19 protein-coding genes and 1 pseudogene are annotated in these 23,703 nt (G+C 73.8%); 11 read left to right on the plus strand and 9 right to left on the minus strand.

All coding sequences use genetic code 11. The features are described 5' to 3' along the window. The 3 genes from OO57_RS14975 to OO57_RS14985 all read right to left on the minus strand — a co-directional run. The coding region (locus tag OO57_RS14975; RefSeq protein WP_033252946.1) for a 2-oxoglutarate dehydrogenase E1 subunit family protein at positions 1-487 on the minus strand (487 nt) is incomplete at its 3' end. Positions 488-785: 298 nt separating this feature from the next. Further along, positions 786-1,943 (minus strand): HAMP domain-containing sensor histidine kinase, encoded by a 1,158-nt coding sequence (locus OO57_RS14980; protein WP_051777642.1) that lies wholly within the window; start codon positions 1,941-1,943, stop codon positions 786-788. Between the two features lie 103 nt (positions 1,944-2,046). Beyond that, a complete protein-coding gene (locus tag OO57_RS14985) occupies positions 2,047-2,772 on the minus strand; it encodes a response regulator transcription factor (RefSeq protein ID WP_033212075.1) in 726 nt (241 codons plus the stop codon). Positions 2,773-3,084: 312 nt separating this feature from the next. Here OO57_RS14985 and OO57_RS43830 point away from each other — a divergent pair, with 312 nt between their 5' ends. From OO57_RS43830 to OO57_RS15000, 3 genes are all read left to right on the plus strand, one after another. Then, a complete protein-coding gene (locus OO57_RS43830) occupies positions 3,085-3,798 on the plus strand; it encodes a rhomboid-like protein (protein WP_051777644.1) in 714 nt (237 codons plus the stop codon). A 144-nt stretch (positions 3,799-3,942) separates the two neighbouring features. Next, on the plus strand, positions 3,943-6,336 hold the full coding sequence (lon, locus tag OO57_RS14995; RefSeq protein ID WP_033252947.1) for an endopeptidase La: 2,394 nt from the start codon (positions 3,943-3,945) through the stop codon (positions 6,334-6,336). 81 nt (positions 6,337-6,417) lie between these two features. Continuing rightward, positions 6,418-6,951 carry a GtrA family protein gene (locus tag OO57_RS15000; protein ID WP_033252948.1) on the plus strand — a complete coding sequence of 178 codons (534 nt, stop codon included), beginning with the start codon at positions 6,418-6,420 and terminating at the stop codon, positions 6,949-6,951. 31 nt (positions 6,952-6,982) lie between these two features. Here the strand turns inward: OO57_RS15000 and OO57_RS15005 are convergent, their stop codons facing one another. Further along, positions 6,983-8,026, minus strand: coding sequence for an ABC transporter permease (locus tag OO57_RS15005; RefSeq protein WP_033252949.1), 1,044 nt, complete (start codon positions 8,024-8,026; stop codon positions 6,983-6,985). Between the two features lie 115 nt (positions 8,027-8,141). Here OO57_RS15005 and OO57_RS15010 point away from each other — a divergent pair, with 115 nt between their 5' ends. Together OO57_RS15010 and OO57_RS15015 are read left to right on the plus strand one after the other, a co-directional pair. Beyond that, complete coding sequence (locus OO57_RS15010) at positions 8,142-8,606, plus strand: MarR family winged helix-turn-helix transcriptional regulator (protein ID WP_033252950.1); 465 nt, start codon at positions 8,142-8,144, stop codon at positions 8,604-8,606. Positions 8,607-8,714: 108 nt separating this feature from the next. Continuing rightward, positions 8,715-10,295, plus strand: coding sequence for an MDR family MFS transporter (locus OO57_RS15015; RefSeq protein ID WP_033252951.1), 1,581 nt, complete (start codon positions 8,715-8,717; stop codon positions 10,293-10,295). A gap of 180 nt (positions 10,296-10,475) precedes the next feature. On the opposite strand, the gene OO57_RS15020 is transcribed toward OO57_RS15015, so the two are convergent. Beyond that, complete coding sequence (locus OO57_RS15020) at positions 10,476-10,703, minus strand: hypothetical protein (protein ID WP_033252952.1); 228 nt, start codon at positions 10,701-10,703, stop codon at positions 10,476-10,478. Positions 10,704-10,717: 14 nt separating this feature from the next. Further along, complete coding sequence (locus OO57_RS15025; protein ID WP_033252953.1) at positions 10,718-11,884, minus strand: inorganic phosphate transporter; 1,167 nt, start codon at positions 11,882-11,884, stop codon at positions 10,718-10,720. Between the two features lie 286 nt (positions 11,885-12,170). Here OO57_RS15025 and OO57_RS15030 point away from each other — a divergent pair, with 286 nt between their 5' ends. Beyond that, entirely contained in the window at positions 12,171-13,703 is a 1,533-nt protein-coding gene (locus OO57_RS15030; protein WP_051777646.1) for an NlpC/P60 family protein, read from the plus strand. A 19-nt stretch (positions 13,704-13,722) separates the two neighbouring features. On the opposite strand, the gene OO57_RS15035 is transcribed toward OO57_RS15030, so the two are convergent. The 3 genes from OO57_RS15035 to OO57_RS15045 are packed head-to-tail and all read right to left on the minus strand — an operon-like array spanning position 13,723 to position 18,967. Next, positions 13,723-15,996: an FdhF/YdeP family oxidoreductase gene (locus tag OO57_RS15035; RefSeq protein ID WP_033252954.1), complete on the minus strand. Its 2,274-nt coding sequence runs from the start codon at positions 15,994-15,996 to the stop codon at positions 13,723-13,725. A 59-nt stretch (positions 15,997-16,055) separates the two neighbouring features. Further along, the gene (locus tag OO57_RS15040; RefSeq protein ID WP_199811265.1) at positions 16,056-17,942 is read right to left on the minus strand and encodes an FAD/NAD(P)-binding protein; all 1,887 of its coding nucleotides are present in this window, start codon (positions 17,940-17,942) and stop codon (positions 16,056-16,058) included. Between the two features lie 5 nt (positions 17,943-17,947). Further along, positions 17,948-18,967: an amino acid ABC transporter permease gene (locus OO57_RS15045; RefSeq protein WP_033252956.1), complete on the minus strand. Its 1,020-nt coding sequence runs from the start codon at positions 18,965-18,967 to the stop codon at positions 17,948-17,950. Positions 18,968-19,509: 542 nt separating this feature from the next. On the opposite strand from OO57_RS15045, the pseudogene OO57_RS15050 reads away from it, so the two are divergent. The 5 genes and pseudogenes from OO57_RS15050 to OO57_RS15070 form a co-directional block, all read left to right on the plus strand. After that, positions 19,510-20,523, plus strand: a pseudogene (locus OO57_RS15050) (LLM class flavin-dependent oxidoreductase); the annotation flags it as partial. Continuing rightward, entirely contained in the window at positions 20,520-21,041 is a 522-nt protein-coding gene (locus OO57_RS15055; protein WP_033252957.1) for a GNAT family N-acetyltransferase, read from the plus strand. The pseudogene OO57_RS15050 and the gene OO57_RS15055, both read left to right, overlap by 4 nt. Continuing rightward, a complete protein-coding gene (locus OO57_RS15060) occupies positions 21,038-21,964 on the plus strand; it encodes an ABC transporter substrate-binding protein (RefSeq protein WP_033252958.1) in 927 nt (308 codons plus the stop codon). Before OO57_RS15055 ends, OO57_RS15060 begins: the two co-directional genes overlap by 4 nt. A gap of 15 nt (positions 21,965-21,979) precedes the next feature. Beyond that, a complete protein-coding gene (locus OO57_RS15065) occupies positions 21,980-22,927 on the plus strand; it encodes an amino acid ABC transporter permease (protein ID WP_033252959.1) in 948 nt (315 codons plus the stop codon). Continuing rightward, entirely contained in the window at positions 22,924-23,700 is a 777-nt protein-coding gene (locus tag OO57_RS15070) for an amino acid ABC transporter ATP-binding protein (protein WP_033252960.1), read from the plus strand. The genes OO57_RS15065 and OO57_RS15070 overlap by 4 nt, the downstream gene beginning before the upstream one ends. Positions 23,701-23,703 lie beyond the last annotated feature (3 nt).

Raw genomic sequence — 23,703 nt, forward strand, 5'->3', positions numbered from 1 at the left:
CGATCAGCAGCTTCGCCGGAACCGCACGCACCGAAGTCGCCGTCGGCACCTCCAACGAGGCGTCCATGTTCGACGCCACCGCCTTCGCCGGACCGCGCAGCACCACCCGCTCGGGGCCCTCGGCGGCCTTCGCCGGCGCGGCGGCCGGGGCCGGGGCCGCAGCCGCGGCCTTCGGCGCGGGCGGCGCGGCGGGGGCGGCCACTGGCTGCGCGGGCGCCGGCGCGACGGGCGCGGGGGCGGCGGGCGCGGCCGGAGCAGCGGCAGCGGGAGCGGCAACGGGGGTCGGCTGGGCGCCGACCGGAGTTGCGGCCTGGGTCACTGGAGTCACCTCGGTACCGGGCTTGTAGTCGGCGAAAAAGTCCCACCAGGCACGGTCGACCGAAGCCGGGTCCTGGAGGTACTGCTGGTAGATCTCGTCGACGAGCCACTCATTGGGGCCGAAGCCAGTGGAGCTTGCCGAGCTGGGGGTTTCTTGGTGTGGCGACACGGGGCAACCGCCCTCTTCCGCTTCCTTTTGGGATGGTGGACAGCGGGGATTAAGGCTACGCCTCTGACCTGCGATCGCGTAGTTTTCGACGGTCGGGCGTCGCCCAGATCACATTGTCGGGCCGGTTTTGGCCGGATCCCCACGTTAGGGATGCCCGAAATCGGGGAACCCACCCCCGGATGATCGTGGGCATACCGGAAGAAAATCGGACGAACCAGTGGTCTGGACCACTTGAGGGCTCCGGCCGGACGCCGGGCCCGGCCGGCCGGGCCCGGTTCGTACCGGTTCCGCCACGGTCTCAGGCGGGCACCGGGGACCCGCCGGGGAGGGTGACCTCGATCCGGCAGCCCGCGGCCGCCTCCGCCACCCGGATCCGGCCGCCGTGCAGGTCCACCGCCCAGCGCGCGATCGCCAGCCCCAGGCCCGTCCCGCCGTCGCTGCCCGGCCCCAGCGCGGTCGGCGAACCGCTGCGGCCGAAGCGCTCGAAGACCCGCTCGCGGTCCGCCGCCGGGATGCCCGGGCCCTGGTCCTCCACCTCCAGCAGCAGCCCGCCGCCCTCCGCCGTCCGGGCCCGCACCGTCACGGTGCCGCCGGCCGGGGAGTGCTTGCAGGCGTTGTCCACCAGGTTGGCCACCACCTGGTGCAGCCGCTCCGCGTCCGCCACCGCCGCCAGGTCCGGCGGCTGCACGTCCAGCGCCAGCCGCACGTCCCCGCGCCGGGCGTACGCGCCGCCGGCCGTCGCCCCGTCCACCGTCACCCCGCGCAGCACCCCGTCCAGGAACGGGCCGACCTGGAACGGACGGGAGTCCAGCGGGACGACGCCGTCGTCCAGCTTCGACAGGTCCAGCAGGTGGGTGACCAGCCGGCCCAGCCGCTCGGTCTGCTCCAGCGCGGTGCCCAGGTTCTTCGGGTCCGGCTTCACCACGCCGTCCACCACGTTCTCCAGCAGGCCGCGCAGCGCCGCGATCGGGGTGCGCAGCTCGTGCGAGACGTTGGCGATCAGCTCGCGGCGGTGCCGGTCCGCGGCCTCCAGGTCGCCCGCCATCCGGTTGAAGGTGTCGGCCAGCTCGCCGATCTCGTCCCGCGAGGACACCTCCACCCGGGCGCTGTAGTCGCCCTCCGCCATCGACCGGGCCGCCGCCGTCATGTCGCGCAGCGGCGCGGTCAGGCCGTTCGCCAGGAACTGCATGAACAGCAGCGAGGCGATCAGCGAGAAGATCATGATGATCCGGATCTGCGTCTCCGACCGGATCGCCACCACCACCATCCCGGTGGCCAGCACCACCGAGACGACCACCAGCAGGGCCAGCTTGCCCTTGATCGAGCGCACCGGGTCGAACGGGCGGACGTCCGCCCACACCCGGCGCGCGGCGCGCACCGCGAGCGGGGGGCGCGCGACCGGGGGCCGGGGACCGGCCGGATCGGCGTCCCCGTTGCGTTGCTGCGGAAAGGTCATGGTGTCCCTGCGACTCGTCCTCGGTGACGCGCCCCGGCGCGGTGCGCGGCGGCGCCGGGCCGCCGCGCGGGCCCCCGCGGAGGCCCGGACCGGCGGCGACCGGTCAGGACAGCGGAGCCTCCAGTGCGTACCCGACGCCGTGCACCGTCCGGATCCAGCTCGCGCCGATCTTCCGGCGCAGCGCCTTCACGTGGCTGTCCACCGTCCGGGTGCCCGAGGCGTCGGTCCAGTCCCACACCTCGGCCAGCAGCTGCTCGCGGGTCAGCACCGCGCGCGGCTGCGCCGCCAGGCAGGCCAGCAGGTCGAACTCGGTCGGCGTCAGGTGCACGTCGCCCGAGCCCAGCCGGACCCGGCGCTGCACGTGGTCGATCTCCAGCTCGCCGAAGCGCAGGGAGCCCAGCGCGGGCGTCCGGGCCGCCTGCTGGGCCCGCTCGACCCGGCGCAGCAGCACGTTCACCCGGGCCGCCAGCTCGCGCATCGAGAACGGCTTGGTCATGTAGTCGTCCGCGCCGACGCCCAGACCCACCAGCAGGTCCGTCTCGTCGTCCCGCGCGGTCAGCATCAGCACCGGCACCGGGCGCTGCGCCTGGATCCGGCGGCACACCTCCAGGCCGTCGAAGCCCGGCAGCATGATGTCCAGCACCACCAGGTCCGGCTGCCAGGTGTGGAACCCGTCCACCGCGCCCGGCCCGTCGTGGGCCACCGCCACCTTGAAGCCCTCGGCTCCCAGCCGCGCCGCGATCGACTCCGCGATGGTCGGCTCGTCCTCCACGACGAGCACCCGTCGCTGGGTGCCCACCGGTCCACTGCTGATCGTCTCTTGCTGCATCTCTGTCACGGTCACGCCACCGCCCCCAGGGCTCGCGGTCCGGCCGTCCGGGGGGACGGCGGGCGCCGCTCGTAGTCGTCTTGTTTCCGTCGTGCTGTTCCGTCGCGGGTGTGCCCCGCGGACGGACGCATCAGGTTTGGCAGGTCCCCGTTCGGAACGGGCACGGGCCGATACCTTACCCGCAGCACTTGCGAGCTGTAACGGTACGTGTGCGAGCGGCACGTGCCAGGGCAAAGGTCTTCACAGAAGTTCCTCAGACACCTCTCACCCGCCCCCCGTATCGTGGGCACGACAAGGCGTTCGGGAGGCACCATGACCAGCGCGGAGCTGCGACGGCGACTGATCCGGCCCGGGCTGCGGGCCCTCCCCACCCCGCGGGCCAACCCCTTCGCGCTCGGTTACCTCACCCTGCTGCTCGGCACCACCCTCTACGCCCGCTTCGGCGACCCCGGCACCGTGCACCGGCTCCAGTCGCTCTCCTCCACCGACGCGCACAACCTGCTCGTCCACCCCGCGCTCTCCCTGGTCGGCAGCGGCCTGTGGGTCGCCGGACCGGTCTGGATGCCGTACTTCTGGGCCTTCGCCCTCACCGTCGCACCCTTGGAACGACGGATCGGCGGCCTTCGTGCCCTCGGCGTCTTCGGCGCGGGCCACGTCGCCGCGACCCTGCTCTCGCAGGGCGTCGTCGTCGCGACGGTCGCCGCGGGCGGCGCCGAACCCGCCCTGCTGGACGCGACGGACATCGGCGTCTCCTACGGCGTCCTCGCCTCGCTCGGCGCGCTCGCCGGCCTGCTCGGCCCCACCGCGCGGAAGGTCGCGCTCGGCGCGGGCCTCGCCCTCATCGGGCACCAGGCCACCGGCGACCCCGACCTCGTCACCGCGATCGGCCACCCGGCCGCGCTCGCGGTGGGCGTCGCCCTCTGGCCGCTCGTCCGCGGCGGCGGCCCCCGCCGACCGCGCCGGGCCCGGCGGGCACCGGCCTGGAAGGCCGCGCCCCGGGCGCGGGCCGCGACGGCCGAGGGGTAGCCGCGGCGGGGGAGTGCGTTGCTCCGGGGTGTTCTCCGGGGGGTCTCTGGGGGTGTTCTCTGGGGGTGAACAAGGGGCGGGGAACAATCGGGGATCGTCGAACCTTAGTCAGGTCAGCTCAACTTCACTGACTGGGGAGAGATCATGGCATCGACGTCCGTTCCGCTCACTCTGCCTGTGCTGCCGCTCGACGACGAGGTGGTGCTTCCCGGCATGGTGGTTCCGCTGGAGCTTTCGAACCCCGAGGTGCGGGCCGCGGTGGAGGCGGCGCGGGCCGGGAGCAGCGGGGGGAAGCCGCAGGTGCTGCTGGTGCCGCGGCTGGACGGGTCGTACGCGGCGGTGGGGGCGCTGGCGACGGTCGAGCAGGTGGGGCGGCTGGCGGACGGGGACCCGGCGGCGCTGGTGCGGGCCGTGCGGCGGGTGCGGATCGGGGCGGGGACGACCGGGCCGGGGGCCGCGCTCTGGGTGGAGACCACGGCGTTCAAGGAGTCGGACCGCGGGCTGCCGGTGGCGGGGCGGGCGGCCGAGCTGGTCAAGGAGTACAAGGCGCTGTCGACGCAGTGGCTGCGCCGCCGGGGCGCCTGGCAGATCGTCGACCGGGTGGCCGCGATCGAGGACGTCGGCGAGCTGGCCGACAACATCGGCTACGCGCCGTTCGCGACCGCCGAGCAGAAGCTGAAGGTCCTGCTGGAGGCGGACGGCCCGGCCCGGCTGGAGTACGCGCTGGGCCTGCTGCGCGAGCACCTCGCGGAGGAGGAGGTCAACGACTCGATCCGCAAGGACGTCGAGGAGGGCGTGGCCAAGCAGCAGAAGGAGTTCCTGCTGCGCCGCCAGCTGGAGGCGGTGCGCAAGGAGCTGGCCGAGCTGAACGGCGAGGCGGAGTCCGAGGAGGAGGACTACCGGGCCCGGGTCGAGGCGGCCGCGCTGCCCGGGAAGGTGCGCGAGGCGGCGCTCAAGGAGGTCGACAAGCTGGAGCGCGCCAGCGACCAGTCGCCCGAGGGCTCGTGGATCCGCACCTGGCTGGACACCGTCCTGGAGCTCCCCTGGAACGAGCGCTCCGAGGACGCGTACGACATCGCCGGGGCCCGCGCCGTGCTGGACGCCGACCACACCGGGCTGGCGGACGTGAAGGACCGGATCGTCGAGTACCTGGCGGTGCGCAAGCGCCGGGCCGACCGGGGGCTCGGCCAGATCGGCGGCCGCCGAGGGGGCGCGGTGCTGGCGCTGGTCGGCCCGCCCGGGGTGGGCAAGACCTCGCTGGGCGAGTCCGTCGCGAAGGCGATGGGCCGCTCGTTCGTGCGGGTCGCGCTCGGCGGCGTGCGGGACGAGGCGGAGATCCGCGGCCACCGGCGGACGTACGTGGGCTCGATCCCCGGCCGGATCGTCCGGGCGGTCAAGGAGGCCGGGACGATGAACCCGGTGGTGCTGCTGGACGAGATCGACAAGGTCGGCTCGGACTACCGGGGCGACCCGGCGGCGGCCCTGCTGGAGGTGCTGGACCCGGCGCAGAACCACACCTTCCGGGACCACTACCTGGAGGTCGAGCTCGACCTGTCGGACGTGGTGTTCCTGGCCACGGCGAACGTGCTGGAGGCCATCCCGGAGCCGCTGCTGGACCGGATGGACCTCGTCCGCCTCGACGGCTACACCGAGGACGAGAAGGTCGCCATCGCCCGCGACCACCTGCTGCCGCGCCAGCTCGCCAAGGCGGGCCTGGGCGGGGGCGAGCTGACGGTGGACGAGGAGGCGCTGCGCAGGCTGGCCGCCGAGTACACCCGGGAGGCGGGCGTCCGGAACCTGGAGCGGTCGATCGCGCGGATCCTGCGCAAGGTCGCCGCGCAGGCCGAGCTGGGCGAGCGCGAGCTGCCCGCCGCGGTCGGCGCGGACGACCTGCGGGCGCTGCTGGGCCGCCCGCACCACGTGCCGGAGGCGGCGCAGGAGCCGGCCGAGCGGCGCACCGCGGTGCCGGGCGTGGCGACCGGCCTGGCGGTCACCGGGGCCGGCGGCGACGTCCTCTACATCGAGGCCTCGCTGGCGGACGCCGAGACCGGCTCGACCGGGCTGACGCTCACCGGCCAGCTGGGCGACGTGATGAAGGAGTCGGCGCACATCGCGCTCTCCTACCTGCGTTCGCGCGGCGCCGAGCTGGAGCTGCCGGTGACCGGGCTGCGCGAGCGGGGCATCCACCTGCACGTGCCGGCCGGTGCGGTGCCGAAGGACGGCCCGAGCGCGGGCATCACCATGACCACGGCGCTGGCCTCGCTGCTGTCCGGCCGCAAGGTGCGCACCGACGTGGCGATGACCGGTGAGGTGTCGCTGACCGGCCGGGTGCTGCCGATCGGCGGGGTGAAGCAGAAGCTGCTGGCCGCGGACCGGGCCGGGGTCACCACGGTGATCATCCCCAAGCGCAACGAGGCGGACCTGGACGACGTCCCCGCCGAGGTGCTGGAGCGCCTGTCGGTGCACCCGGTGTCGGACGTCCGGGAGGTGCTGCGGCTCGCGCTGGAGCCCGCGGAGGTGCTGGTGGCGGCGGCCTGACCGGAGCCGGGGGCCCCGGGAGTGCGTGCACTTCCGAGGCCCCTGGTGGTTGCCGCTCCGGGCCCGTGGGACACTTCCCGCATGCCGTCCCCTACGCAGCGCGCGCTGGCCGCAGTTCCGGAGCGCTACCGTCCGTTCCTGGTCAAGCACCGCAAGCTGGTGAAGTTCCTCGTGGTCGGAGGAACCTGCTTCATCCTCACCATGCTGATCAACTTCGCCCTGAAGATGTCCGTGCTGGAGAGCAAGCCGGTCATGGCGCTCACCGTCGCCACCGTGATCACCACGGTGGTCTCGTACGTGCTGAACCGGCAGTGGTCCTTCCGGGCGGCCGGGCGCAAGCGCGAGGCGGCCGGGTTCTTCGTGGTCAGCGCGCTGGCGGTGGGCGTGAACGACCTCCCGCTGGTCGCCTCCCGGTACGTGTTCGACCTCCGCGAGCCGGACGTGAGCCACTTCTCGCAGGAGGTCGCGGACTTCTTCAGCGGCATGATCATCGGCACCCTGCTGGCGATGGCCTTCCGCTTCTGGGCGATGAACCGCTTCGTGTTCACCCAGCTGTCCGACCGGGTCACCCAGGGGCAGGACCAGGAGCCGGGGCGGGAGCCCGAGCGGGTCTGACCCCGCCCCCGGTTCCGACGACCGCGGCCGCTCACGTCCCGACGGGGGCGGGGCGGCCGTAGCGCGGTGCGCGGGCCACCGCGAGGAAGGTCACCCCGACGCCGACCACCGCCCAGGCCGCCAGCACCAGGAACGGCACGGTGAGGTTGGTGGAGTCCAGGTAGGCGATCGAACGGGCCGCGGAGGTGCCGGCCCCGTTCGGGATCCACTCGCCGATCGCCCGCCAGAACGCGGGCAGCAGCGGCGGCGGGAAGACGCCGCCCGCGCTGGGGTTGCCCAGCACCACGAAGAGCAGCACCGCCAGGCCGATGCCGACCACGTCGAACAGGCACTCCAGGGCCATGGTGACGGCGCCGACCGAGAAGACCACCAGGGTGCCGAGGCCGGTGAGCGCGGCGATCGAGCCGGGCAGGGCGTGCAGGACCGGGCCGATGATCAGTGCGCCGCCGAGGCCCGCCGCGACCGAGTAGAGCGCCAGCGTGCCGAGCCGCAGCACCGCCCGGGCGGTGTTGGCCGGGCGGGAGCCCGCGCTGATGCCGAGGATCGAGGCGACCAGGTAGCCGCCCACGCACCAGCCGACCACCAGGTAGAAGGCGGACAGGCCCTCGGCGTCGCCCTTGGCCAGCGGGATGGTGTCGTCCACCACCACCGTCCGGCCCTGGCTCGCGGCCAGCTTCGTGACGATGCCCTCCGCGGCGGTGGCGGCGGCCGGGCCGCGGGCGTCGGCGACCAGCAGCGCGTCCTCGGTGCCGGTCGGGTCGACGACCCAGGCCGCGTAGATCTTCTGGTCCTTGATCCGGGCCCGGGCGGTGTCCCCGTCCGGCAGGGTGGAGGCGCGGACCGCGTCGTCCGGGACGGCCTCCAGGGCGCCGACCAGCTTCGGCGCGACCTCCGGCGGCGCGACCACCGCGATGGACAGCTCGTGCGGCGTCGGGTGGTGCAGCGCGCCCACGTACGAGGTGATGAAGCCGAGTTGGAGCAGCAGGACCGCGACGACCAGGAAGAACGCGCGCGGGGTGACCGCGTCCCGGAGGTCGCCGAGGAAGCCCTTGCCCGGATCTGCCTGGTGGGCCATGGTGTGGCGTCTCCTCTGCGTAGGGGGAAAGTGGGTGGAAACCGGCAAATCGTTACTTCGTACCACGCGGCGGTCGGGTGCCGGGGGAGGCGCGGGCTGCGCGATACTGTCCGCCATGAGTGACCCCCTGGACGGGCAGAACCCCGCCGAGCTGGCGTTTCTCGCGGTCGAGCGGGAGGTGGCGACGCTGTTCCGGCGCAGCCGGGCCCGGGCCGCCGAGACCTCCCGGCTGGTGCACCCCGAGCTGGAGGCCGGGGCGTACGTGCTGCTCGGGTTCATCCGGGAGTCCGGGCGGGCCCGGGTGACCGACGTCGGGCTGCACTTCGGGGTGGGCAAGGCCACCGTGAGCCGGCAGATCCGGGCGATCGAGGAGCTGGGCCTGCTGCGGCGGGAGACCGACCCGCTGGACCGGCGGGCCTCGCTGGTGTCGCTGACCGAGGAGGGCGAGCGGCGGTTCGCGGCGGCCCGGGAGGAGCGGATGGCGCGGTTCCGGGCCTCGCTGGCCGGGTGGGAGCTGGGGGAGCTGGAGCAGTTCGCCCGGCTGCTGGAGCGGTTCAACGAGCTGACCGAGGGGGTCTGAGGGCGCTCCGCCGGGAGGGTTTCTTTACCTGGGCTTGAAGAAAGTTGCCTTAGTCAACTATCCACGTATAGTTGCTTGAGGCAACGAAATTTCAGTCGAAGGAAACGCATGTCGACGACCCTCCCGACACCCCCGCAGGACCGGATGTCCCACCGTCAAGTACTCGAAGCCCTCTCGGGCCTGCTGCTCGGCCTGTTCGTGGCCGTGCTCTCCTCCACGGTGGTCTCCAACGCCCTGCCGCGGATCCTCACCGACCTGCACGGCGGCGAGTCCGCCTACACCTGGGTGGTCACCGCCGCCCTGCTGTCGATCACCGCCGCCACCCCGCTCTGGGGCAAGCTCTCCGACCTGGTCAGCAAGAAGCTGCTGGTCCAGGCCGCCATGGTGATCTACGTCCTCGCCTCGGCGCTGGCCGGCCTGTCGCAGAGCATCGGCATGCTGATCTTCTGCCGGGTGCTGCAGGGCATCGGCGCGGGCGGCGTGATCGCGCTCGGCCAGATCTGCCTGGCCGCGATGGTCCCGCCGCGCGAGCGCGGCCGCTACAGCGGCTACTTCGGCGCGGTCTTCGCGCTCGCCACCATCGGCGGCCCGCTGATCGGCGGCGTCATCGTGGACACCTCCTGGCTCGGCTGGCGCTGGTGCTTCTACGTCGGCGTCCCGTTCGCGCTGGTCGCGATCCTGGTGCTGCAGCGCACCCTCAAGCTCCCCGAGGCCGCCGCCCGCAAGCCGAAGATCGACTACCTGGGCGCGACGCTGGTCACCGCCTCGGTCTGCCTGCTGATGATCTGGATCTCGCTGGCCGGCAAGAACTACGACTGGGTCTCCTGGCAGACCGCCGTCATGGTGATCGGCGGCCTGGCGCTGGCCGGGCTGTTCGTGCTGGTCGAGAAGCGCGCCGCCGAACCGCTCATCCCGCTCGACCTGTTCCGGCACCGCACCGTCACCCTCGCCGCGGTAGCCAGCGCCTTCGTCGGCGTCGGCATGTACGGCACCACCACCTTCCTCGGCCAGTACTTCCAGCTCGCCAAGGAGAAGACCCCCACCCAGGCCGGCCTGCTCACCCTGCCGATGATCCTCGGCCTGGCGGTCTCCTCCACGGTCGCCGGAAAGATGATCACCAAGTACGGCAAGTGGAAGGGCTTCCTGGTCGCGGGCACCGTACTGCTCGCCGTCGGCCTCGGCCTGATGGGCACCGCCCGGGCCGACACCGCGTACGGGCTGCTCGCCCTCTACATGCTGCTGGCCGGCATCGGCCTCGGCCTGACCAGCCAGAACCTGGTGCTCGCGGTGCAGAACACGGTGCCGCGCAACGAGCTCGGCGCCGCCAGCTCCACCGTCACCTTCTTCCGCACCATGGGCGGGGCGATGGGCGTCTCCGCGCTCGGCGCGCTGCTCGGCCACAAGGTCGCCAGCTACACCGCGGAGAACTTCGCCAAGGCCGGGATCCCCGCCTCCGGGGCGGGCGGCGACGGCATCCCCGACCTCAAGAAGCTGCCCGCGCAGGTCGTCCCGCTGGTCACCGACGCGTTCGGGCACGGCGTGGGCACGGTGTTCCTGATCGCCGCGCCGTTCGCCGTGGTGGGCTTCCTGCTGGTGCTGTTCATCCGCGAGGTGCCGCTGCGCACCTCCAACGAGGAGCGCCCGGCCGCCCCCGCCGGGGCCAAGGCGGCGGAACTGGTCAACGACTGACCGGCGGCCGACCGGCGACGACATGCGAGAAGGGCCCCCGCCGTTGCGGCGGGGCCCTTCGTCGTGCGGTGCGCGGCCGCGCCCGGCGGCGGTGCGTGCGCTCCTCGGCGGCGGCGCCCGGCGGCGGCGCGCCGGGCGGTGCGTGCGCTCCTCGGCGGCGGCGCGCCGGCGGTGCGTGCGCTACTTGGCGGCGATCAGCGAGATGCCGTACAGCACCACGGCCGTGCAGGCCGCGAAGCAGACGCCCGCCGCGACCAGCGCCGGGACGCCCCTGCCGGTGCCGGACGCCACGGCGGCCTCCCGGCGGGACAGGGCGAGGTTGCCGAGCGCGAAGACGACGACCACGGCGACGGTCACCAGCAGGCTGACGCCCGCGGTCTCGGCCAGTGCGGCCCACTTGATGTTCATGGCGGGGATTCCTCTCAGGCCGCGAGGGTGGTCGGGGCGACGACGGCCGCGGGGGCCTCGACGACGGGGGCCGCGGGAGCCCCGTCGTTGACGTTGTCGGCGTGCACCGGCTGGCGGCGCGAGACCACCCACATCGAACCGGCACCCAGCACCAGCGCCAGGCCGACCACGGCCACGCCCCAGTTGCCCCGGTCGGCGACCAGCGCGGCCAGCCCGGAGACCACGGCGGCGGCCGGCAGGGTCAGGCACCAGGTGTAGGCCATCCGGCGCGCCATGCCCCAGCGCAGCTTCCCCGACGGGCCGCCCAGGCCGGCGCCCATGATGCCGCCGGAGCAGACCTGGGTGGTGGACAGGCCGTAGCCCATGTGCGAGGAGGTCAGGATCACCGTCGCGGCCGCGGTCTCCGAGGAGAAGCCCTGCGGCGGCCTGATGTCGGCCAGGCCGGAGCCCATCGAGCGGATGATCCGCCAGCCGCCCATGTAGGTGCCGAGCGCGATGGCCAGGCCGGCGCTGACGATCACCCAGGTCGGCGGACCGTCGCCCTCGTGCAGGGCACCGGCCGAGATCAGGGTCAGCGTGATGATGCCCATGGTTTTCTGGGCGTCGTTGGTGCCGTGGGCGAGCGAGATCAGCGAGGAGGAGAAGACCTGGCCCCGGCGGAAGCCCTTCTCGGTGCCCTCCTTCGGCGCGCCCCGGGTGATCAGGTACGCCAGCTTGGTGGCGCCCCAGGAGGCCACGCCCGCGATGACCGGGGAGGCCACCGCCGGGATCAGGATCTTCGAGACCACGGTGGAGAAGTTCACGCCGTGCAGGCCGACGCCCACCACGGTGGCGCCGATCAGGCCGCCGTACAGGGCGTGCGAGGAGGACGAGGGCAGGCCCTTGAGCCAGGTCAGCAGGTTCCACAGGATCGCGCCGACCAGGGCGGCGAAGATGATCGAGGGCTGCAGTCCGGCCTTCTCGTTGACGAGGCCGCCCGAGATGGTGGTGGCGACCTTCACGGAGAGGAAGGCCCCGGCGAAGTTCAGCACCGCCGCGATCGCGACGGCGACCTTGGGCTTGAGCGCGCCGGTCGCGATGGAGGTGGCCATCGCGTTGGCGGTGTCGTGGAAGCCGTTGGTGAAGTCGAAGGCGAGCGCCGTGATGATCACAACGGCCACCAGGAACGTGATGTGTTCCATACCCAAACAATCGTCGAAGTGGTCGGACTGACGTTGCTGTCCTTGGCGAAGGTAGGGAGGGATGGTGAACGGGAGGTTAACTGGACGCGGAGTCGTGGTTCCCTTCGTGGCGCGGAAGTTGCCGGACCGTCCCGTTCCCGTGGAGGCCGGGGCCCCGGTGAGACCGGTCTCACAGTCGGAACCGGATGAGAATTCACCCGGCGGCCCCGAAAGCACCTGCCCCGGAAGGGCCTCCGCGTGGCAGGATCGGTCCGATCGCCGACGGACAACCAGGGGAGGCCGGCCGATGGGGGCAGGGCAGCGGACCGAATCGACCGGCCTGCGGCCGTGGGTGCGCGCCGCGCTGCGCTGCGGGGCGGTGCTCGCCGCCGCCGCGCTCACCCTGCCGTTCTTCGCCTCGGCCGCGTACGCGGTGCCCGAGCCGGGCGCCCTGACGGTCTCCGCCGGGTCCGACCCGCTGGCCGACGCCAAGCGCACCCTCGGGCCGATGCTGGAACAGCTGCACGCGCTCTACCAGCAGGCCGAGACCGCCACCGAGCAGTACAACGGCACCGTCGCCGCGCTCGCCGAGCAGCGGGCCACCGTCGAGGACCTCGACGCCCGGGCCGAGCTCCAGCAGAACGCCGTCGACGCGGGCACCGACCTGGCCTCCCAGCTCGCCGCCGCGCAGTACCGCAACAGCCAGGTCTCCGGGTACGCCGAACTGCTCATGGCCGAGAACCCGTACGAGGCTGTGCTGGTCGCCGAACTGCTGCACTCCGCCGGGCGCTCGCAGAAGGAGTTCCTGGACCGGCTCAAGGCCGACCGGGAGACCCTCACCGCGCTGCGCACCGCCGCCGAGCAGGCCGTCGCCGAATCGCAGGCGCTGGCCGCCGAGCAGGAGAAGGCCAGGAACGACGTGGCCGTCAAGCTCGCCGAGGTCGAGGAGCTGGTCGCCTCGCTCACCGGCGCCCAGCGCGACGAACTGGCCGAGCTGGAGAAGCAGCAGGCCAACGAGGCGCAACTGGCCTTCCTGGCCTCCGGCGCGCTCGGCAAGGGCGAGCGGACGCCCTCGGCGACGGGCCGCAAGGCGGTCGCCTGGGCGCTGCAGCAGCTCGGCAAGGACTACGTGTGGGGCGGCGCCGGGCCGGACGTCTTCGACTGCTCCGGCCTGACCTCGCAGGCCTGGCTGCACGCCGGGAAGGCCATCCCGCGCACCAGCCAGGAGCAGTGGGCGCAGCTCAAGCACGTCCCGCTGAACCAGATCCGGCCCGGCGACCTGATCGTCTACTACGGCGGCGCCACCCACATCGGCATGTACATCGGCGGCGGGCTGATCGTCCAGGCCCCGCACACCGGCGACGTGGTGAAGGTCACCCAGATCGGGGCCATGCCGATCCTGGGCGCGGTCCGCCCGGACGGGGACGACGCGGCGGACGACGCGGGCGGCGCGTGGAAGGTGCCGGACGTGCCGCTGGGCGCGGTGAAGATCCAGCCCGCCAAGCCCTCCACGCTGCCGACCCCGCCCGCCACGACGCCCGTCCCGACGCCCGGCGGGTCCGCCACGCCCACCGACCCGGCGACGCCGAGCGACCCCGCGACGCCCTCGGGCTCGGGCGCGCCGAGCGGTTCGGGCACGCCTTCGGGCTCGGGCACGCCTTCGGGCTCGGGCACGCCGAGCGGTTCGGGGACGCCTTCGGGCTCCGGCACGCCGAGCGGCTCCGGGACGCCCGGCGGGGACGGTTCGGTGGCGCCCTCGGGGACGGGGACGCCGAGCGGGTCGGACACCCCCGGCGGGGACGGTTCGGTGGCGCCGTCCGGGAGCGGTTCGGCGGGCTGAGGCCCGGAGCGGCCCGCCGCTACGCGGCCTCCAGGCGCACCACCACGGACTTGGAGGTCGGGGTGTTGCTGATGTCGGCCGTCGAGTCCAGCGGGACGAGGACGTTGGTCTCCGGGTAGTAGGCGGCCGCGCCGCCGCGGGCGACCGGGTAGTGGACCACCCGGAAGTGCGGGGCGCGGCGTTCGGAGCCGTCGGTCCACTCGCTGACCAGGTCGACGAACTGCCCGTCGGCGAGGCCGAGTTCGGCGGCGTCGGCGGGGTTGACCAGGACGACGCGGCGGCCGCCGGTGATGCCGCGGTAGCGGTCGTCCAGGCCGTAGACGGTGGTGTTGTACTGGTCGTGCGAGCGCAGGGTCTGCAGCAGCAGCCGCCCGGCCGGGACGTCGGGGGCGGTCAGCGGGTTGACGGTGAAGTTGGCCTTCCCGGTGGCGGTGGGGAAGGTGCGGCTGTCGCGCGGGGCGTGCGGCAGGGTGAAGCCGCCGGGGCGGCGGACCTTCGCGTTGTAGTCGTCGAAGCCGGGGACGACCCGGGCGATGCGTTCGCGGATCCGGTCGTAGTCGAGGGCGAACTCCTCCCAGGGGGTGGGGTCCTGGGGGCCGAGGACGGCGCGGGCCAGCCGGGTGACGATCGCGACCTCGGAGAGCAGGCCGGGCGCGGGCGGGCGCAGGCCGCCGCGGGAGGAGTGCACCACGCCCATGGAGTCCTCGACGCTGACGAACTGCGGCCCGGCGGCCGTCACGTCGCGGTCGGTGCGGCCGAGGGTGGGCAGGATCAGGGCGCGGGCGCCGGTGACCACGTGCGAGCGGTTGAGCTTGGTGGAGACGTGCACGGTGAGGCGGCAGCGGCGCATCGCGGCCTCGGTGGCGCCGGTGTCGGGGCTCGCGGAGACGAAGTTGCCGCCCATCGCGAAGAACACCCGCACCCGGCCGTCGCGCATCGCCCGGATGGTGTCCACGGTGTCGTGACCGGGCGCGCGCGGCGGCTCGAAGGCGAACTCCCGGCCCAGCGCGTCCAGGAAGGCCGCGGAGGGGCGTTCGAAGATGCCCATGGTGCGGTCGCCCTGCACGTTGCTGTGCCCGCGGACGGGGCAGACCCCGGCGCCGGGGCGGCCCACGTTGCCGCGCAGCAGCAGGAAGTTGACCACCTCGCGGATGGTGGGGACGGAGTGCTTGTGCTGGGTGAGGCCCATCGCCCAGCAGACGATGACCTTCTGCGCGCCGAGCACCAGGCCGTGCAGCTGCTCGATCTGCTCCCAGGGCAGGCCGGTGGCGCGCAGCACGGCGTCCCGGTCCAGCTCGGCGGCCTCGGCGGCGAACTCCTCGTAGCCGGCGCAGTGCTCGGCGACGAAGGCCTCGTCGACGGCGCCCGGGGTGGTGAGCAGCAGGTGGTTGAGGGCGCGGAACAGGGCGAGGTCGCCGCCGAGCCGGATCTGCAGGAACAGGTCGGTCAGCTTGGTGCCGCCGCCGACCAGGCCGCGCGGGGTCTGCGGGTTCTTGAAGCGTTCGAGCCCGGCCTCGGGCAGCGGGTTGACGCTGACGATCTTCGCCCCGGCCCGCTTGGCGCGCTCCAGGGCGGAGAGCATCCGGGGGTGGTTGGTGCCCGGGTTCTGGCCCGCGACGACGATCAGGTCGGCCTGGTACAGGTCCTTGAGCGAGACGCTGCCCTTGCCGACGCCGAGCGTCTCGGTGAGCGCCGAACCCGAGGACTCGTGGCACATGTTGGAGCAGTCCGGCAGGTTGTTGGTGCCGAGCCTGCGGGCGAACAGCTGGTACGCGAAGGCGGCCTCGTTGGAGGTGCGGCCGGAGGTGTAGAACGCGGCCCCGTCCGGGGAGTCGAGCGCGGCCAGCTCCTCGGCGACCAGCGCGAAGGCCTCGTCCCAGCCGATCGGGACGTAGTGGGTGGCGCCCTCGTCCAGCAGCATCGGGGCGGTCAGCCGGCCCTGCTGGCCGAGCCAGTAGCCGGAGCGCTCGGCGAGGTCGGCCACCGGGTGCTCGGCGAAGAAGGCCGGGGTGACCCGGCGCTCGGTGGCCTCCTCGGCGACGGCCTTGGCGCCGTTCTCGCAGAACTCGGCGAGGTGCGGCTTGTCCGGCTCGGGCCAGGCGCAGCCGGGGCAGTCGAAGCCGTCCGGCTGGTTGACCTTGCGCAGGGTGGACAGCACCCGGCCCGGCGACATCTGCTCGGCGGCCATCCGCAGGGTGTGCCCGATCGCGGGCAGGCCGGCGGCGGCGCGGGCCGGGGGCGCGACGTGCGGGGCGTCCTGGGCGGGGTCGCGGTGCGGGGGCTGCTTGGCCATGGCGGTTCTCCGGAGGGCTCGGAGTGCTTGGAGCGTATCCGGTGCGGCTGCCCGGGCGGTCAGTCCTCCTTCTGCAACTCGGTGAGCAGGCGGCGGGCGACGGCGTCGTTCTGGCGGAAGGACGGGGCGTCGGTGCGCGGGCGGGCGAAGGCGGCCGGGGCGCGGGTGGTGGTGGGGGCGCCGAGGGCGGTGCGGCGGGGGTGCGGGCGGTGGCCGAGCGCGGGGTCGACCAGGCGGGCGTCGGGGTCGGTGCGGACCAGCCCGGAGCGGTAGGCGTGGCCGTCGGGGTCGGTCAGCCGTTCCTCGTCGATCCGGCCGTCGCGCAGGAGCTGGCGCAGCAGCGGGTCGCCGGTGCGGTCGAGGGCGTGCCGGGGGAGGAAGGCGTCGACCAGGGCGGTGCCGTGGACGTGGTGGCCGGGCAGGGCGGGGGAGGAGGCGCGGAAGGTGCCGTGCTCCTCGTCGAGGTCGACCCGCAGGTCGGGGCCGAGGAAGTGCAGCAGTCCGGCGTCGGAGAGGGCGAGCAGCTGTTCCAGGCGGAAGCCGGGCGGGCCGGAGGCGTAGAAGGAGAAGAAGCCGCCCCACCAGCCGTCGAGGTGGGCGGCGGTGGAGCGGGCGGTGAGCGGGTGGGCGGGCAGCAGGTGGACGAGGTGGCCGTAGAGCGAGAGCAGGGCGTAGAAGGCGCCGAGGTCGGCGCTGTGCCGCAGGTCGGAGCGGCGGGCCAGGTCGGCGCGCAGGTGGGCGCGCAGGTGCTGCTGGAGTTCGGCGGGGCTGCCGACCCGCAGGCCGGTGAGCGGGCGGTCGAGCCGTTCCAGGTCGAGGCGGTCCTCGGGGTCGGGGACGGCGGCGGCGACCAGGGCCGCCCGCTCGGGGCCGTCCCAGGGGTGGCGGTCGTAGGCGGCGAGGAACTCGGCCCAGGGCAGGGCGGTGCGTTCGGGGTGGCCGTGGAACAGCTCGTGGTAGTAGCCGAAGCCGATCTCCTTGGCCATGGCGGGCCACAGGTCGCGCCGGAAGTCGACCTGCCCGTCGGGGAGTTCGAGGCCGGGGCCGAAGTAGCGCGGGAACGGCGGGAGCGGGCCCTGGAGCCGGTAGCCGGTCTTGGCGTGGTACGGGACGCCGCGGCGGGAGCCCGCGTACAGCACGGGTTCGCGGCCGGAGGGGTGGTAGCGCAGGCCGCCGCCGGGGCGGGGGGTGAAGCGGCCGCCGCGGCCCTCGGTGAGCAGCGCGACCAGGTCGACGAAGGCCAGGCCGAGGCCGCGGACCACCACCCGTTCGCCGGGGGCCAGGCCGGAGAGGTCGGCGTCGGCGGTGAAGGCGGGCGGCTGGTAGGTGCGGCCGTGCCGGGCGGCGAAGGCGCGGGGCCCGGCGGTCTCGGGGCCGGGCGCGGAGTCCAGGTGGCCGAGGGCGAGCACCACCCGGTCGGCGAGCAGCACGGTGCCGGAGAGGTGGACGCGCTGCGGCCCGTCCGGGCCGCCGGTGAGCTTGCGGACGGTGTCCTGGTGGACGAACAGCCGTACGTTGTCCGGGAGTTCACCGGCGGCCCGGCGCAGCACCCAGTCCAGGTAGCCGCCCTGGGCGCGCCGGGTCGGGAAGTCGGTGGGGGCGAGGGCGCGCAGTTCCGCGGCCACCTCCTCGTCCTCGGCGGGCCGGTACGGGGGGTGGGCGGCCGGGTCGGCGGCCCACTCGGCGAGCGAGGGGCCGGGGCGGACCGGGCCGTCCATGGTGGTGCGCTCGTCGGTGAACATGGTGACGTCCTCGGCCATCGAGTTCATCCGCAGCAGCGGCGACTGCGCGTACCGCCAGATCCGGCCGCCGCCGGGCGGGTGCGGGTCGACCAGGTGGATGTCCAACTCGACGCCGGGGCCCAGCAGTGCGGGCGCGTTCGCGGCGATCCGCTCCAGCAGGCCGGTGCCCCGCGGCCCGGCGCCGACCACGACCAGTACGGGCACCGCGCTCACCGCCCGGCCGTGCGCCGGAAGGCGCCCCGGGCCCGCTGGAGCGGGGTCGGCGGCAGGCCGCCGCGGGTGGCGCCGCGGGCGAAGTGCCGCTCCAGGTAGTACTGGCCGACGGACAGCACGCTGGTCACCGCGACGTACCAGAGGGTGGCCACCATCAGCAGCGGGATCACCCGGTACGTCTGGTTGTAGATCATCTGGGCCGAGAACAGCAGGTCGTGGACGGCCAGCACGCTGATCACCGCGGTGCCCTTCAGGGTGCCGATCAGCATGTTCCCGGCGGGCGGCAGGATCGCCCGCATCGCCTGCGGCAGCACGATCCGGCGCAGCACCCGGCCGCGGCCCAGGCCCAGCGAGGCGGCCGCCTCCAACTGGCCCTGCTCGACCGACAGCACGCCGGAGCGCACCACCTCGGCGGCGAACGCGGCCTCGTGCAGGGTCAGCCCGATCAGCGCGGTCAGCACCGGGCCGAGCAGGTCGACGGTCTCCACCGAGAACAGCTCGCCGCCGAACGGCAGGCTCAGCGACAGCGTCGGGTACAGCAGCCCGATGTTGAACCAGAGCAGCAACTGCACCAGCAGCGGGGTCGCCCGGAAGATCCAGACGAAGCCCCAGCTGAGGCCCTGCAGCACCGGGTTGCCCGACAGCCGGGCCACCGCCAGCGCGGTGCCCAGGGCGAAGCCGAGGGCGACCACCGCGCCGGTCAGCCACAGCGTCAGCAGCAGGCCGCGCAGGATCGACGGCGAGGTCAGGTAGGAGCCGACCACCGGCCACTCGAAGGCCGCGTTCCCGGCCAGCGAGCGCACCAGCAGTGCGGCGGCGAGCAGCGCCAGGCCGCCGCTGACGTACCGCCCGGGGCGGCGGCGGGGCGCGATCGGCAGCCCGGACAGGGCGGGCGGCGCGTCGGCGGGCGGCCCGGCGGCAGGGGGCGCGTCGGCCGGGGCCCCGGTGAGGGGCGCGTCGGCAGGGGGCGGTGCGGCGGGGCGGGGGCCGGCGGACGGGACGGCGGGCGAGGCCATGGAGGGCTCCAACGGGCGGCGGGACGGGCGGTCTCCGCATGCCGTCACTCACGCGCGCCGCGTCCCTCAACGCGGCTGGGCCTGGCGGCAGTTCGGCCGGGCCCGGGCAGTTCTCGCTCCGGTTCCGATCGTACGCGCGAGCGAGCGGCGGCTGTCAAGGACGCGGGTGTGACGCCGGTGTTTCGTCCCCCTCGGAAAGGTTGACGGGCCGTCCGCGGCGCTGCTCAACTGTTCGACATGACAGCCGAGCAGCCCGCCCTCGTGACGCGAGGCCACATCGACTTCGGTCGGGTGTGGTCCGCGGCGTGTCGCGGCTGACCCGGCAGCGGGCCGCCTGATCCGGCCCTTCCTCCCTCCGGGAGTCCTCCCTCGGTCGCCCCTGTCGCGGGCCGGGAAGCCGTCCGTCCGGACGGACCAACAGGCGTACGCTGCCGCCCCCCTGGCGTTCCCCGCTCGCTCCTGAGCCGGCGCCCCGTCACGCGCCCACGCCCGTCCTCCCCGTCCTCCCCCCCCCCCCCCCCCCCCCCCCCCCCCCGCGCCCCGCCCACGAGGACCACGGCTGGGACCGGGTGCTGTTCGCCTACGGCGCCGGATCGCCCGAACCCGCAGCCGCCGCCGCGTACCTCGCCGCCAAGCTCGACCGGCTGCAGATCCTGCTCGCGCACCGGCCCAACGTCTCGTACCCGACCTTCGCCGCCAAGACCTTCGCCACCCTGGACCGGATCAGCGACGGCCGGCTCACCGTGCACTTCATCACCGGCGGCAACGACCACGAGCAGCAGCGCGAGGGCGACTTCCTGCCCAAGGACCGCCGCTACGACCGCACCCGCGAGTACATCGGCATCGTCAAGAAGGCCTGGACCAGCCGCGAACCCTTCGACCACGAGGGCGAGTTCTACCGCTTCAACGACTTCGTCTCGGACGTCTTCCCGGTCCAGCAGCCCCGTCCGGGCGTCTCCTTCGGCGGTTCCTCGCCCGCCGCGTACGCCGCCGGCGGCGCCGAGGCCGACGTCTACGCGCTGTGGGGCGAACCGCTGGCCCGCACCGCCGAGCAGATCGAGCTGGTCAGGGCCGCCGCCCGGGCCGCCGGGCGCACCGACGCCCCGCGGATCCAGGTCGCCTTCCGGCCGATCATCGCGCCCACCGAGGAGCTCGCCTGGGAGAAGGCGCACCGCACGGTCGCCGCGATCAAGTCCCGCCGGGAGGGCGACGACCTGGTCCGCCGCAGGCTCGCCAACGGCGACGGCCCGGAGAACGCGGGCTCGCAGCGACTGGTGGAGATCGCCGAGGCGGGCGAGCGCTACGACCGCGCGCTGTGGACCCCGACCGCCGCCGCCACCGGCGGCGCGGGCAACTCCAACGCCCTGGTCGGCACGCCCGAGACGGTCGCCCGGGCGCTGCTCGACTATTACGACCTCGGCGTGGACATCCTCTCCGCCCGCGGCTACCACCACGTCGACGACGCGATCGACTTCGGCCGGTACGTCATCCCGATCGTCCGCGAGGAGGTCGCCAAGCGCGACGCCGCGAAGGCGGCCGGGGCCACCGCGGCATGAGCGCGCTGACCGTCGAGCGGGCCGTCCTCGGCGACCCCCTCACCGAACCGCTGATCCGCGAGCTCACCCACGAGTACGTCACCCGCTACGGCCCCGGCGGCCACCAGGAGATGGCCCGCTACGGCGCCGAGGAGTTCGCCCCGCCCGACGGGCTGCTGCTCCTGCTGCTGCGCGACGGCGAACCGGTGGCGGGCGGCGCCTACCGCCGCCACGACGCCCCGGCCACCGCCGAGGTGAAGCGGATGTGGACCGCGGCCGGGCACCGCCGCCAGGGCCTCGGCCGCCGCGTCCTGGCCGAACTGGAGTCCGCCGCCCGGGAGGCCGGGTACCGCCGGATCCTCCTCACCACCGGCCCGCGCCAGCCCGAAGCCAGGGGCCTCTACCTGGCGGCCGGGTACACCCCGCTGTTCGACGCCCGCGTCGAGCCCGCACCGGACGGCGGCCCGCTGCCGTTCGAGAAGGACCTGCTCACCACTGGCACGGCCGCCGCGGCGGCCGGAAAGGCACCGATCCGATGAAGCGCCACCTCCCCGCCGTCGCCCTGGCCGCCGTCGCCGCCCTGGTGCTGGCGGGCTGCGGATCCGACCCGGCCGCCGCCCCGAAGGCCGCCCCGGTCGGCATCCGGCCCGAGCAGGACGTCCTGTCGGGCGTGCAGAAGAACGAGGCGGCCGCGGCGCTGCTGCCCGCCGACGTCCGGGCCGCGGGCACGGTCAAGCTCGGCGGCGCGGTCGGCTCCCCGCCCGGGGCGTACTACCCGGAGGGCAAGAAGGAGATCACCGGGCTGGACGTCGACCTGGTCAACGCCGTCGCCAAGGTGCTCGGGGTGCAGGTGCAGCGCGAGGACGCCGCGTTCGAGACCATCCTGCCCGCGCTCGGCAGCGGCAAGTACGACGTCGGCACCGGCAACTTCGGCGTCACCGAGGCCCGGCTGAAGACCATCGACTTCGTCACCTACATCGACGACGGCCAGGGCTTCGCGGTCCGCTCGGACAACACCGCGCTGAACACCGTCACCGACCTGGTCCAGCTGTGCGGCCTGACCATCGGCACCGGTGCGGGCACCACCTTCGAGGCCACCCTGAACGCCAAGAAGGACGTCTGCGCGCAGGCCGGCAAGAAGCCGTACGAGGTCAAGGTGTTCTCCGACAACGGCGCCGTCTTCACCGGCCTGCAGCAGGGCCGCCTGGACGTGGTGATGTCCACCATCAACGGCCTGCGCTACCAGGCCGCCCAGCCCGGCGCCAAGACCCGCTTCCTCGGCGAGTACCACCTGCTCGACGTCGGCTTCGCGTTCAAGAAGGGCTCGGCGCTCACCCCCGCCTTCCAGGCCGCCGTCAACCAGCTGATCAAGGACGGCACCTACCGGAAGATCCTCACCAAGTGGGGCACCGCCGACTCGGCCATCACCGAATCGAAGATCAACCCGCCCGAGCACCCCTGACCCCGGGAGCCCCCGATGACCGCCCTCACCCCCGAGCAAGCCCTCCCGATCCGACAACCCGCCGACTCCGCCGAGGAGTTGAGGATCGTCCCGCACCGCAGGCCGTGGCGGCTGGTGGCCGGACTGGTCGCGCTGGTGCTGGCCGCCCAGTTCCTGCACGGGCTGGCCGTCAACCCCGGCTGGGACTGGCCGACCTTCCGTGCCTTCGTGTTCTCCGACAGCATCCTGCGCGCGGTCGGCGTCACCCTCCAACTCACCGCCTACGGCACCGTCCTGGGCTTCGCGCTGGGCGCGGTGATCGCCGCGCTGCGGCTGTCCGGCAGCCCGATCCTGCGCACCATCGCCTGGACGTACGTGTGGGCGTTCCGCTCGATCCCGCTGATCGTGCAGCTGGTGTTCTGGTTCAACCTGGCCTACCTGTACAAGCGGATCGGGATCGGCGTCCCGTTCGGCCCGACCTTCGCCTCCTTCGGCACCACGGACCTGCTCGGCGCCCTCGGCGCGGCCGTCCTCGGCCTCGCCCTGCACCAGGCCGCGTACGCCGCCGAGATCATCCGCGGCGGGGTGCTCGCGGTCGACGCCGGACAGCTCGAAGCCGCCGCCGCGCTCGGCATCCCGAAGTTCCGGCAGGCCTGGCGGATCGTGCTGCCGCAGGCCATGCGCGGCATCCTGCCGAACGCCGCCAACGAGGTCATCTCGCTGTTCAAGGGCACCTCGATCGTCTACGTGATGGCGATCGGCGAGCTCTTCTACCAGGTCCAGGTGGTCTACGGCCGCACCGGCCGGGTGGTGCCGCTGCTGATGGTCGCCACCGTCTGGTACGTGCTGCTGACCACCGCCCTCTCGCTCGTCCAGTACCACGTCGAGCGCTACTTCGCCCGGGGCAGCGAACGCCACGCGCCGCCCACCCCCTGGCAGCGGCTGCGCGCCGCCGTCACCGAGAGCAAGGAGAAGCGGGCATGAGCGGCGACGGCACCACGGCCATGGTCGAAGTGCGCGGCGTGCACAAGCGGTTCGGACGGCTGGAGGTGCTGCGCGGCATCGACCTCGACGTCCGCCCCGGCACCGTCACCGTGGTGCTCGGCCCGTCCGGCTCCGGCAAGTCCACCCTGCTGCGGGCGGTCAACCACCTGGAGAAGCTCGACCAGGGGTACGTCCGGGTGGACGGCGAGCTGATCGGCTACCGGCGGGTCGGCGACAAGCTGCGCGAACTGCCGGAGCGCGAGGTGCTCAAGCAGCGCACCCGGCTCGGCTTCGTGTTCCAGAACTTCAACCTGTTCCCGCACCTGACCGTGCTGGAGAACCTGGTCGAGGCCCCGGTCGGCGCGCTCGGCGTGCCCAGGGAGGAGGCCCGGGCCCGGGCGCTGGAACTGCTGGAGCGGGTCGGCCTCGCCGACAAGGCCGCCGAGTACCCGCGCCGGCTCTCCGGCGGCCAGCAGCAGCGCGTCGCCATCGCCCGGGCGCTCGCCCTGGAGCCCAAGGTGCTGCTGTTCGACGAGCCGACCTCCGCACTCGACCCCGAACTGGTCGGCGAGGTGCTCGACGTGATCAAGGACCTGGCCCGCACCGGCACCACCATGATCGTCGTCACCCACGAGATCGGCTTCGCCCGCGAGGTCGCCGACACCGTGGTCTTCATGGACGGCGGCGTGGTCGTCGAACAGGGCCCGCCCGCCCGGGTGCTGGACGACCCGCAGCACGAACGCACCCGCGCCTTCCTCGCCAAGGTCCTCTGAAGT

Source organism: Kitasatospora phosalacinea (assembly GCF_000717185.1).
Taxonomy (GTDB): domain Bacteria; phylum Actinomycetota; class Actinomycetes; order Streptomycetales; family Streptomycetaceae; genus Kitasatospora; species Kitasatospora phosalacinea_A.

What these genes read in the sequence shown, in the direction of transcription:
- lon (WP_033252947.1), top strand. Translation starts at nt 3,943, where the DNA reads ATGGCATCGACGTCCGTTCCGCTCACTCTGCCTGTGCTGCCGCTCGAC.
- OO57_RS15005 (WP_033252949.1), bottom strand. Translation starts at nt 8,026, where the DNA reads ATGGCCCACCAGGCAGATCCGGGCAAGGGCTTCCTCGGCGACCTCCGG.
- OO57_RS15035 (WP_033252954.1), bottom strand. Translation starts at nt 15,996, where the DNA reads ATGGCCAAGCAGCCCCCGCACCGCGACCCCGCCCAGGACGCCCCGCAC.
- OO57_RS15000 (WP_033252948.1), top strand. Translation starts at nt 6,418, where the DNA reads ATGCCGTCCCCTACGCAGCGCGCGCTGGCCGCAGTTCCGGAGCGCTAC.
- OO57_RS15015 (WP_033252951.1), top strand. Translation starts at nt 8,715, where the DNA reads ATGTCGACGACCCTCCCGACACCCCCGCAGGACCGGATGTCCCACCGT.
- OO57_RS15030 (WP_051777646.1), top strand. Translation starts at nt 12,171, where the DNA reads ATGGGGGCAGGGCAGCGGACCGAATCGACCGGCCTGCGGCCGTGGGTG.
- OO57_RS15060 (WP_033252958.1), top strand. Translation starts at nt 21,038, where the DNA reads ATGAAGCGCCACCTCCCCGCCGTCGCCCTGGCCGCCGTCGCCGCCCTG.
- OO57_RS14980 (WP_051777642.1), bottom strand. Translation starts at nt 1,943, where the DNA reads ATGACCTTTCCGCAGCAACGCAACGGGGACGCCGATCCGGCCGGTCCC.
- OO57_RS15020 (WP_033252952.1), bottom strand. Translation starts at nt 10,703, where the DNA reads ATGAACATCAAGTGGGCCGCACTGGCCGAGACCGCGGGCGTCAGCCTG.
- OO57_RS15025 (WP_033252953.1), bottom strand. Translation starts at nt 11,884, where the DNA reads ATGGAACACATCACGTTCCTGGTGGCCGTTGTGATCATCACGGCGCTC.
- OO57_RS43830 (WP_051777644.1), top strand. Translation starts at nt 3,085, where the DNA reads ATGACCAGCGCGGAGCTGCGACGGCGACTGATCCGGCCCGGGCTGCGG.
- OO57_RS15010 (WP_033252950.1), top strand. Translation starts at nt 8,142, where the DNA reads ATGAGTGACCCCCTGGACGGGCAGAACCCCGCCGAGCTGGCGTTTCTC.
- OO57_RS14985 (WP_033212075.1), bottom strand. Translation starts at nt 2,772, where the DNA reads ATGCAGCAAGAGACGATCAGCAGTGGACCGGTGGGCACCCAGCGACGG.
- OO57_RS15045 (WP_033252956.1), bottom strand. Translation starts at nt 18,967, where the DNA reads ATGGCCTCGCCCGCCGTCCCGTCCGCCGGCCCCCGCCCCGCCGCACCG.
- OO57_RS15070 (WP_033252960.1), top strand. Translation starts at nt 22,924, where the DNA reads ATGAGCGGCGACGGCACCACGGCCATGGTCGAAGTGCGCGGCGTGCAC.
- OO57_RS15065 (WP_033252959.1), top strand. Translation starts at nt 21,980, where the DNA reads ATGACCGCCCTCACCCCCGAGCAAGCCCTCCCGATCCGACAACCCGCC.
- OO57_RS15055 (WP_033252957.1), top strand. Translation starts at nt 20,520, where the DNA reads ATGAGCGCGCTGACCGTCGAGCGGGCCGTCCTCGGCGACCCCCTCACC.